A 10,500-nucleotide genomic window follows, 5' to 3' on the forward strand; every position below is an offset into this window, starting at 1 on the left:
CCGCTAACTCATCAGCCCAAGTGCATAAAAGAAAGCGCATAAAGAAGATGTGCTAAATTCGCCTTGCATTCCAATACTTAGACGCCCAATAACTGTTATGCAGGCTCGAAATCTTCACCCCTTGGCTAGTGGAAACATGGAGAAAATTATCGTCGCCCACATAAATGCCGACATGGTGCGTGCTCCAACCTGTCTTGAAAAATACCAAGTCGCCCTTGCGCAGTTGATTTCTCGGCACAGGTTTCCCTAGGGCTTGCTGTTCTTCAACCGTGCGCGGCAGCGTCATACCCAACATCTTCTGATAGGCGACCGACACAAAGGCCGAGCAATCTATGCCCCGCTTAGTGCCACCGCCTAAACGATAGGGCACACCGCGCCACTCAGAATGCAGTTCGGAGATATTGCTATCGTTCCAAACCGTGGCGGGTTCAACTTGCTTTACCACAGGCTTAGGTTCTGGCGCGCTAGCACAAGCGCCAAGGCCTAAGGCTAAGATAACTATCAGTAATCGTTTCATAGCTTCAAACTCATTGCAGGCAGACTTCACAGTAACGTAATTTTGAGTTTTTATCAGGTAAATTCAGGGCGGCTGGGGATACCCCCCCCAACACCCGCGCACACTAGCAGACTAATCTAACCCAAAGCTTAAAACTATAACGCCGTCCACAATAAACGCACGCCCACCAGCACCATTAAAATCAAGATGATGCGTTTAAATAACCTGTCGTTAATTTTATCTTGAATAAACAAACCTAGCTTTACCCCTAACCATGCCAGCGGCACCAGTAACAGGGAAACTAAAATATTCTCTTGGTTAATCTGCCCAAGCAAACTGTAGGGGACAAGCTTGACCAAATTCACCACCGCAAAAAACACCACAGCCGTGGCTAAAAACTCCGCCTTAGCCAAGCGCAGCGGCAATAAATAAGCATTGAGTGGCGGCCCGCCCGCATGGGCAACAAAGCTAGTAAATCCTGCTGTTAAGCCACACAAGCGCCCTACTAGATGTGAAGGTGATGCTTGGGTTTTATCCCCCAGAATCAAACCATACAAACCAAAACCGAGGGACACACAGCCTAATATCGCCCGTAGATATTCTTCATTCAACCTATCAAACAACAGATAAGCGATAAAAATACCCACTATCGCCGCGGGCAATAATATCCATAAATGACGCGGATTATGTTGCCCCCACCAAGAACGTACGCTTAAAAAATCCATATAAATCAGCAGCGGTAACATAAGCGCCGCCGCTGTGGTAGGACTAATGGCCAGCGCCAACAGCGGGACAGTTAAGCCGCCCACACCACCCGCAAAACCGGATTTTGAAATCCCCGTAATCAAGACTGCGGGTATCGCCACTAACCAAAAAAGAGGGTCCGTTAACATCAACACATCCTGAATAACGCTTTATGGCTATCAAGTTACCTGTTGTTGAGGTGATAAAAAAGCAAAAAATCCGTAACCATTTGGCTGCGGATTTTTGTTTTAGCTTTTGGCTAAGGCGGACTAAGTTTTTGTGCTTACGCCGATTCTGCCGTCATGTTCACTAAGCGCGGTGTGCTCTTAGTCGCTTTCTTGGCTGACACTGGGGTTTTAGGCTCTGGCATACGTATGGTTAATGACATCACTAACGCCACCACCAGCAGCACTAAAATCACGTTGAAGGTCGCAATAAAGCCACCAAATAACGAGGCGACAATCGAACCGATAATACTGCCGACACCAAAACCTAAGTAGATAACCCCATAGTTTTTAGTCAGGTTATTCAGGCCGAAGAAGTCGCTCACCAGTGAGGGATAAACAGTGATAGTGCCACCAAAACTAAAGGCAACGCAGGCAACGGCAACGAAGAACAGGTTAGCATTCAAAGGTACAAACAGTAGTAACACCATACCGACTAAAGTGATGATCTGCGCCAGTGAAATAACCCGAATGCGAGGAATTTTGTCCGACAGGATACCCAGCACCAAACGACCACTGAGGTTCGCCATAGCAATTACCGCAACCGCATTGGCGGCGACCAGTACAGGCAAGTCTACCATTTTCTCGCCGATATCTTTAGCCACACCAATCACATACAAACCACTCATACAGGCGGACAGGAACATCAGCGCCAGCATCCAGTATTGTGGCTTACGCATGGCTTCAGCGAGGGTGAAGTCACGGCTTTCGGTCTGCTGACTTGCGGCTGATTGTGCAGGCGCATCTTTCATCAACATGCCGCCACATAACACCAGCGCCATGGCGATTAATCCCCAAAGTTGGAAGGTGGTTTCAAGGCCAGTATTTTCGAGTAACAGCACGTTGATGTACTTAAATCCAAGGCTACCTAGACCATAAGCGCCAATCGCTAACGCCGAAATCAGCCCTTTGCGTTCGGGGAACCACTTCACGCAGTTAGATAAAGTCATTAAGTAGCCAGTGCCATCGGCAAAGCCCACTAAAATCCCAGCACACAGATAAAGCATCATTAAGTTACTGGCTTGGGCAGTGAGTAAAAATCCCAGCCCGAGTAACAGGCCTGCGCCTAAGGTGACATTACGTACGCCGAAGCGTTCCTGTAATTTGCCCGCCATGGAAGAAGCCACGGCCAAAGACAAACTCAGCAAACCAAATACAAACGCCACTTGGCTGACAGGCTCGTCGAGCTTAGCGGCCAACTGCGCATTGAACAGGCTCCAAGTGTAAACTGAGCCGAGTGCAAACTGGGTGATAATAGTACCAACTAAGGTCAGGTACCGAGTACGGTTCATCTCTTTAGTCATGATGCATCTCGCTTTAGGGGATCAGGAATTGAGTCCACTATAAGAGAGATGCCATTCGCGCCGATCAATTAAGGCATGAAATACAGATCTGCAGGAATGAATGACAATTACAGCCTCATCAGCTGTCGAAAAGCCTTAATATTACTACGGCTAACGGGCACCTCGAACGACAAATCATGCAACCTAATCAGGTAAGTGCTATTGAACCAAGGCACGATTTCGCGGATCTTGTTGATATTGACGCAATAGGAACGGTGACAGCGAAAAAAACCTTCAGCAGGCAAACGACTGACAAACTCACTGATGGTCATCTGCATCACATAACGGTCAGTGCGGGTGTAGACATAGGTCAGTTTTTCATCGGCCTCGGCATAATAAATTTGCTCGCAGGGCGTGACGATAATCCGCTCACCTTTGACTAAATTCACGGTTCGACTAGTGTTACTCGCGACCTCATGTTGTGGCTTTGGTGCTTGCCGCCCCACCTGTTCAATCTTCTGCAATAAGCTGATGATCCGCGGTTCATTGTAAGGCTTGAGAATATAATCGAAGGCTTCGAGCTCAAACGCTTCTACTGCAAATTCTTTATAGGCAGTGACAAACACCACATGGGGTGGATGGGTCGATTTATGCAGATTCTTCGCCAACAGTAGGCCATCGATGGACGGAATTTGGATATCCAAAAACACCACATCAACCTCGTGATCCTGCAAATATTTAAAGGCCTCTAAGCCATCCTCGAAGCTAGCCACTATGTCTATCTCACTGTGGCTCTTCACTAAATACTCTAGCTCCTCACGGGCAAGATATTCATCTTCAACTATGATGGCTTTTAACATACTTGCGCCTCATTTTCCGGTAAGTAAAAACTGACTTCAGTCCCCGGCTCGAGCCGTTTAAGCTGCAGCCCTTCGCCGTACAATAACTTCACTCTCTGGTGCACATTCATCAGCCCAATACTGCTGCTTTCTACGCGGCCAGCAGCTACGCCATCAATCACCTCTTGGCGGATCCCATAGCCAGTATCGCGCACGGCGACGCGAATACCTGCATCGAGTTTTTTCACTTCTATCGTCACTCTACCCGGTGCACTGCGCGGCTGAATGCCGTGCAAAATCGCGTTTTCCACCAGCGGCTGTAACAAGAGGCAAGGTACACAAAAATGCACATCGTCGACATCGAAGATCACTTCAAGCTTGTCGCCAAAACGCGCCTGCTCAATCGCCACATAATCACGGACTTGTTTCACTTCTTCTTGGATATCAATCAGCTCATCGCCTTTAGCCAAGTTATAGCGCAGATAATCGGCCAGATTAGCAATCAACTGTCGCGCCTGCTGTGGCCGAATACGGATCAAAGAAGAAATCGCATTGAGGGCATTAAATAAAAAATGTGGATTAATCTTGCTCTGCAACGCCGTAAACTCCGCCTTGCGGGTCATCTCTTGTAGTTGTTCGATACGCGACACTTCCATCTGGGTAGAAATTAGCTGCGACAATCCCACAGCCATCTCCCGCAACGAGCTAGTGATACGATAGGTATTGCGATAGTAAATCTTCAACGTGCCACTCACAGTGCCGTTTTCGCGCAGCGGGATTATGATGACCGAATGAAAATCCGATAAATGATATTGGCGTAAGTCATTGTTAATAATGTTTTGATCTTGCTCTATCGCCCTTTGAGTCATTTCGCTAATCGCTTGATGACCATCGACCTCGTAGTAATCTTTACCAACGCCCATATAGGCCAACACATCGCGAGTATCGGTAATCGCCACGGCATCGGCATGGATTTCATTACGGATCACAGCGCACACTTGCTCTAAGGCATGGCGGTCAATCTTGCGGAAAAAGGGTAAGGTTTTATTGGCAATATCCAGCGCGAGCTTGGCCTGCTTAGCGGCAATCAACTCTTTCTCATCGTCGAGGTCCTGCACTAGCTTGATAATCAGTCCGATACACACAGTGCCCGCAATCATGGGATAGGCAATATGACTCACAATCTCAACGCCCACCTCGTGTGGCTCTGTCAGCAACCAAATCAACAACATAGTCAGCGTTTCGCACAACATGCCCGCCGCAATGCCATAAATCCACAACTTAGATTTGGGACATTTGTAATAAATCCACGTCGCCATAAGGCCGGCAATAATGCTGGCGATTAAACACGGAATAGAGGTATCACCATCCATATCAATCAAATATCTATGCAGCCCCGACAGCACGCCCGCAGGAATACCAACCCAAGGGCCAAATAGAATCCCGCCAGAAATAATTGCGATAATCCGCACGTTAACCAACGCGCCTTCAACCTCAATGCCGGTATAAGTACTAAATACCGCAAATAAGCAAAATATCGCCGCCACAGAAACTAACTCTGCGGGGGTATGATTACGCTTTTGGAATAAACGCTGAAACGGTCGAGTGCGAGTTAAAAAGAACAAGGTCATCAGCATCAAGGCCGCCCGTTCAAATACCGCCAGTAACATCATTTGATTTTCGAGCACGCTTTCTCCTTGATCTATTACGCTGAATCACAGCCCAACGTTATATTTACCAATGATATATTTATGAGTGTTAAGCCTGTACGCTGAATGGATTAGGGTGAAGACAGGCTTTGCCGCCAACACAAGCTCCCATAAAAGATAGACTCGATTTTGCAGATCCAACGTAAGACATGGATGATAAAAATCACCGAGCCCCAAACTTGTCAAACACTCGTATTTAGGCTCGAGTAAAACATCAAACGCTAATGCCCACATAAATACAGGCTTGCTAAAGTAAAGGACAGATAAAAGTCCCATTCACGCGGGCTCAGTCACACATTCGTACTTGAATTAGGCTATCAAAGCGTATCGAAGGACAATTTGAAGATCCTAAAACACGTTAAGTTAACCACTAAAAAGTGCAGTTGCCCTCTATCAGGTCACTGCCACAATTTGCAAAATCGACCGGAATACCCGAAGCTAAAACCTTCGGCTCGAATGCAAGATGAGATCACCCCCATGCGAGATTCTAGGTTCACACTTAGCAGCACTGAACCGAGCCAAACTGAACTGAGCATGCCCTAGTAATGGAATAAGGAGCGAACATGAGTGAACTACAAGCACAGTTTTATGGTGGCCCTAAGGAATGTCCTATTGAAAATGGCCGCATTCAAGCTCAACGGATTGCCCCAAGAATCAGTGATGTCGGCGGCATACCTGTCGCACGGGCTATTCCACAAAAAGAGCGCCGCCTTATCGGCCCTTGGTGCTTTCTCGACCATATTGGCCCAATCACCGACGGCCCGCAATTAAACGTCGGCCAACATCCACACATTGGATTGCAAACCTTTACTTGGATGCTCGAAGGCGAAATCATGCACAGGGACAGCCTCGGCAGTGCTCAAGTGATCCGCCCAAAACAAGTTAACCTGATGACAGCCGGACACGGCATAGCCCACACCGAAGAGTCGATAGCGGGCCATCACACTATGCACGCAGCCCAACTATGGATTGCCTTACCACTGGAACACAAAGATACCACTCCGAGATTCGATCACTACCCAGAGCTGCCGACTTGGCTCGAAGCGAATATCGAATTCACCCTACTGATTGGCAATTGGCATCATAAACAGGCGCCCCCATTACACTTCTCACCTATCGTTGCCATAGATCTGTTTGCCGCCCATGACGCTGAACTCACTCTGAATCTCGACCCTAGTTTCGAATATGCCCTCATGCCACTGGAAGGCCGCTTCCAAATCGAGGATGACAGTTTTGATAATAACCACCTCGCCTACCTTGGCATGCTACGCGAAACCATCACCATAAAACTCGAGGCGGGTTGTCGCATACTGCTGATTGGCGGCGCGCCATTGGCTGATCCTGTCAGCATTTGGTGGAACTTTGTTGGCCATAGCAAAGATGAAATAGTCAAAGCACAGGCAGATTGGGAAGCCGAAGATCCCCGCTTCGCCGCCGTTACTGGCTATAGTGGCAAACGCTTAGTGCCCCCACCAATACCTTGGTGATGCTTAGCTCAATGACGGGCGGGTCAATGACTCAGGGTTAGTGGTTGGATAGGCACTTTGGCATCTTACGTAATGGCCTGCGCCTAGGTTAAGGCTTACAACATGAGTGTATGCGGTAAGCCTTATCATTTACCCAAAGTGTGATGTGAACAAGCTCGAGTTTTCTAAGCTGAGTGCAAGCTAAGCCACTCACAAGGTTACAAATTTTACGACATTTTTACGCGCTATCTTAAAGTGCCTTTGCTAAAGTACAGGCACTTTCTTTATATGCGTCTTTCTATTCATGACTTCATCCATAGCGGCTCCCATGACACAATACTGGCGTTCGCACCCGACTTTATTTACCTTCATAGTGCTAGTGACGGCCATTTTCAGTAGCGCCTTTATCGATCACTTTTCAAACTCGACTATCGCCGTACTGCTGATTTTACAATTGGCCGTAGTGGCCGTAGCCCTACAATGCAACGCCAACTTGGCCTATTTTGCGGCAGTATTTGAGGCGACCAGCTTTAATTTTCTATTTACCACACCACGTTATTCACTCCAGATGTTTAATCTTGAGGACATTCTCAATCTCAGTGTGTTTCTGCTTGTCGCCCTCACCACCAGCAAATTAGCCGAACACTATCGACGTCAGCAAGATGCTCTCGAACAAGCTCAGTTACGCAACAGTATTTTGCTGTCGGTTTCCCACGATTTACGCACCCCACTCGCCACTATCATAGGCACGCTCACCACCCTAAAGGAATACATGCCTAAGCTCAGCCCAGACCAAAAGGATGAGCTGATTGATAGCGCGGCGGCCGAAAGCCATCGCCTGCACCAATATATCGAAAACCTGCTGCAAGCCACTAAGTTACAACACGGCGCACTCAAGTTTAGCTTGAGTGAAGACGCCATAATGAATGTATTGCACCAAGCTATTGCCCGTTTTCCAGCCACGCAGCCGCGTATTATCATCAAGAGTGACGCCGATCTACCGTCACTGATGATATGCAGCTCATTGATTGAGCAAGCTATTTTTAATGTATTGGATAATGCGCTGCGCTATTCGCCTTCTGATAAGCAAGTCATAGTAAAGGCGTATCAGCAGGGCGATGTGTTACTGTTAGATATCCAAGATGAGGGTCTTGGCATAGAACCCGCTCAAGCGCAGGCAATTTTTGAACTCTTTTATCGCCAACACCCCTCAACCGATAGCGGCTCGGGCCTTGGGCTTGCTGTTGCTAAGGGGATAATTACCGCCCATGGTGGCCAGATCAGCGCAGAACCTGTCGCTCATGGCAGCCTTATTCGTATCGCATTGCCGATAAAAAAGGGAGAGGAATAAATGGCTTATAAGGTGCTAGTTGTCGATGACGAAGCGCAAATCCACACTTTTATGCGGATATCGTTAGAAGCGGAAGGATTCGAATATCATGGCGCCGCCTCGATTGCCTCTGCCCTCGCCCAATATCATGCGCAGCAGCCACATGTGTTAGTGCTCGATCTTGGCCTACCCGATGGTGATGGCATCAGCTTGCTGCAAACCCTACGTCAGAGTGACAAAGTGCCAGTGCTTATCTTAACCGCCCGCGATCAAGAGGAAGAAAAAATTCGTCTTTTGGAAGCTGGCGCCAATGACTATCTCAGCAAGCCATTTGGGATCAGGGAGTTAATCGCTCGCATCAAGGTTTTAGTCCGCGACTTAGTCGATGAACCGCCATTAAGTGATTTACTGCAGTTTGGCGCACTTAAGTTGCAAAAAAGTACCCACCAGCTTTGGCTCGATCAGCAAGAAATCGCCTTAACCAAAAAGGAGTTTGCCCTGATGGAGACCTTAATGTCTCACCCTGGTCAGCTCGTTAAACAAACTGAATTACTGCGGGATATTTGGGGTAAAACCCATCAAGAAGACAGTCATTATCTGCGGATCTTAGTCAGTCAGTTACGTAAAAAACTCAATGACAGCAGCGAGCAGCAGCTCATTAAGACAGAAGCGGGCCTAGGTTATCGCTTAACAAACAATAGATAAGCATTTGTTATAAAATAGAAAAGGATATTTTAATGGCACATTTTACCGTTATTGGCTTAGGGCGATTTGGTGTCGCCGCTAGCCTAGAATTGATCCACTTAGGCCACACGGTCACTGGCGTGGATAGTGACCCTAAAATGGTGGAAAAATACGTAGAAGACTTAACCGAAGCGGTTATTTGTGATTGTTCCGACGAAGCCGCACTTCGTGAGCTAGACCTCGCAAACAGTGAAGCCGTTCTGGTCGCAATTGGCGAAGATATGCAATCAAGTTTGCTGTGCACCTTGGCGCTCAAGAATCTAGGCGTAGAAGTCATTTGGGTCAAGGCCAGCACTAAAGCCCATCACACTATCGTCTCTAAACTCGGCGTCGCCCGCATCATACATCCAGAGGAAGAAATGGGCATACGTGTCGCCCAGTCACTCAACTATCCTATGGTTGTAGTGGCATAGTGAATTTGGCCACCTAATAAGAAATGTTATGATCCTCTCATAACCCATTTAGGTGACAACATGAATAAAAGTAAACGTGCTCGATATAGCGCAGCCATTAAGCTCGAAACCGCTCAATTAGTCGTTGATCAAGGTTACACACAAGAAGCGGCGGCAAAAGCCATGAACGTGGGGAAATCGACGGTCAGTAAGTGGGTAACACTGCTTCAGATTGAGCGCCAAGGGCTTGCACCTAAAGCCTCCCCCATGACACCTGAGCAGATTGAAATCAGGGCGCTAAAACGCGAAATTGAACGAATTAATCTCGAGAAAGAAATCCTAAAAAAGGCTACCGCTCTATTGATGTCGGACTCGCTGAACAATTCTCGATAATCGAGAAACTCAATCAGAGCAATAAATATCCTATTTCAGTGTTATGCCACGTATTCAACGTGAACCGGAGTAGCTACCGTTATTGGGCAAGCTGTGAGCTTGTGGTGACACCTGAGCAGCGGCGTTTAGAATGTGAAATYAAAGCAATACATGCTGAAAGCAAGCAATCTGCAGGGGCGAGAAGTATCGCAACAATCGCCTCTGAACGTGGCTTTACGTTAAGTCGTTATCGGGCGACTCGGTTAATGAAAAAGCTCGGATTAGTGAGTTGCCAACAACCTAGACACCGCTATAAAAAGGCTGAAAATGAGCATGTGACAATCCCTAATGCACTTAAACGGCAATTTGCAGTTGTCGAACCTAACACCGTTTGGTGCGGCGATGTGACGTATATTTGGGCGGGTAATCGTTGGTGCTATTTAGCGGTTGTGCTGGATTTATTTTCGAGAAAGGCCATTGGTTGGGCGATGTCATTTTCACCGGATACTGAGTTAACGGTAAAAGCGTTAGAAATGGCATTTGAATCACGAGGGAAGCCTAAAAACCTGATATTCCACTCCGATCAAGGCTGCCATTATACCAGCCTGAAATACCGTCAACGGCTGTGGAAATATCAAATCACCCAGAGCATGAGCCGTCGCGGTAACTGCTGGGATAATGCGCCAATGGAGCGATTTTTCAGGAGTTTAAAAACGGAATGGATCCCGACCCAAGGCTACAAGAGTTTTAGCGAAGCTAAACAAGATGTGACTGATTACATCATTGGTTATTACTGTGAAGTCAGGCCACATCATTACAATGCAGGATTGAGCCCAAATGAATCAGAGCGAAGATTTTGGGAAGATTCTAAAGCTGTGGCCAAATTTAGTTGACCACTACA

General features: G+C 47.4%; 9 protein-coding genes and 1 pseudogene. 5 read left to right on the forward strand and 5 right to left on the reverse strand.

Going from position 1 to position 10,500, the window contains the following annotated elements; genetic code table 11:
* Positions 1-52 precede the first annotated feature (52 nt).
* From L5M29_RS18640 to L5M29_RS18660, 5 genes are all read right to left on the reverse strand, one after another.
* Entirely contained in the window at positions 53-517 is a 465-nt protein-coding gene (locus L5M29_RS18640; protein ID WP_006083761.1) for an NlpC/P60 family protein, read from the reverse strand.
* Between the two features lie 134 nt (positions 518-651).
* On the reverse strand, positions 652-1,389 hold the full coding sequence (locus tag L5M29_RS18645; protein ID WP_263169401.1) for a sulfite exporter TauE/SafE family protein: 738 nt from the start codon (positions 1,387-1,389) through the stop codon (positions 652-654).
* A 134-nt stretch (positions 1,390-1,523) separates the two neighbouring features.
* Positions 1,524-2,768 (reverse strand): MFS transporter, encoded by a 1,245-nt coding sequence (locus L5M29_RS18650; protein WP_263169402.1) that lies wholly within the window; start codon positions 2,766-2,768, stop codon positions 1,524-1,526.
* 107 nt (positions 2,769-2,875) lie between these two features.
* Positions 2,876-3,607: a LytR/AlgR family response regulator transcription factor gene (locus L5M29_RS18655; RefSeq protein ID WP_173497261.1), complete on the reverse strand. Its 732-nt coding sequence runs from the start codon at positions 3,605-3,607 to the stop codon at positions 2,876-2,878.
* Complete coding sequence (locus L5M29_RS18660; protein WP_287478759.1) at positions 3,601-5,274, reverse strand: sensor histidine kinase; 1,674 nt, start codon at positions 5,272-5,274, stop codon at positions 3,601-3,603. Before L5M29_RS18660 ends, L5M29_RS18655 begins: the two co-directional genes overlap by 7 nt.
* A 584-nt stretch (positions 5,275-5,858) precedes the next feature.
* On the opposite strand from L5M29_RS18660, the gene L5M29_RS18665 reads away from it, so the two are divergent.
* The 5 genes and pseudogenes from L5M29_RS18665 (at position 5,859) to L5M29_RS18685 (ending at position 10,492) form a co-directional block, all read left to right on the forward strand.
* Complete coding sequence (locus L5M29_RS18665) at positions 5,859-6,782, forward strand: pirin family protein (RefSeq protein WP_263169403.1); 924 nt, start codon at positions 5,859-5,861, stop codon at positions 6,780-6,782.
* Between the two features lie 283 nt (positions 6,783-7,065).
* The gene (locus L5M29_RS18670; protein ID WP_263169404.1) at positions 7,066-8,112 is read left to right on the forward strand and encodes a PAS domain-containing sensor histidine kinase; all 1,047 of its coding nucleotides are present in this window, start codon (positions 7,066-7,068) and stop codon (positions 8,110-8,112) included.
* The gene (locus L5M29_RS18675; protein WP_131524531.1) at positions 8,113-8,796 is read left to right on the forward strand and encodes a response regulator transcription factor; all 684 of its coding nucleotides are present in this window, start codon (positions 8,113-8,115) and stop codon (positions 8,794-8,796) included.
* Positions 8,797-8,828: 32 nt separating this feature from the next.
* Positions 8,829-9,236 (forward strand): annotated as a pseudogene (locus tag L5M29_RS18680) (potassium channel family protein); the annotation flags it as partial.
* A gap of 72 nt (positions 9,237-9,308) precedes the next feature.
* Positions 9,309-10,492 (forward strand): IS3 family transposase gene (locus tag L5M29_RS18685; protein ID WP_263169405.1). Its coding sequence is split into 2 segments (ribosomal slippage): positions 9,309-9,567 and positions 9,567-10,492, totalling 1,185 coding nucleotides; the frame shifts between segments, so codons are not numbered across the junction.
* The last annotated feature ends 8 nt before the right edge of the window (positions 10,493-10,500 follow it).

It is taken from the genome of Shewanella sp. SM95 (assembly GCF_025653595.1).
Taxonomy (GTDB): domain Bacteria; phylum Pseudomonadota; class Gammaproteobacteria; order Enterobacterales; family Shewanellaceae; genus Shewanella; species Shewanella oncorhynchi.

Excerpts from the sequence above, each read along its gene's own strand:
- L5M29_RS18640 (WP_006083761.1), bottom strand. The coding sequence starts at position 517 with ATGAAACGATTACTGATAGTTATCTTAGCCTTAGGCCTTGGCGCTTGT.
- L5M29_RS18650 (WP_263169402.1), bottom strand. The coding sequence starts at position 2,768 with ATGACTAAAGAGATGAACCGTACTCGGTACCTGACCTTAGTTGGTACT.
- L5M29_RS18665 (WP_263169403.1), top strand. The coding sequence starts at position 5,859 with ATGAGTGAACTACAAGCACAGTTTTATGGTGGCCCTAAGGAATGTCCT.
- L5M29_RS18675 (WP_131524531.1), top strand. The coding sequence starts at position 8,113 with ATGGCTTATAAGGTGCTAGTTGTCGATGACGAAGCGCAAATCCACACT.
- L5M29_RS18645 (WP_263169401.1), bottom strand. The coding sequence starts at position 1,389 with ATGTTAACGGACCCTCTTTTTTGGTTAGTGGCGATACCCGCAGTCTTG.
- L5M29_RS18655 (WP_173497261.1), bottom strand. The coding sequence starts at position 3,607 with ATGTTAAAAGCCATCATAGTTGAAGATGAATATCTTGCCCGTGAGGAG.
- L5M29_RS18670 (WP_263169404.1), top strand. The coding sequence starts at position 7,066 with ATGACTTCATCCATAGCGGCTCCCATGACACAATACTGGCGTTCGCAC.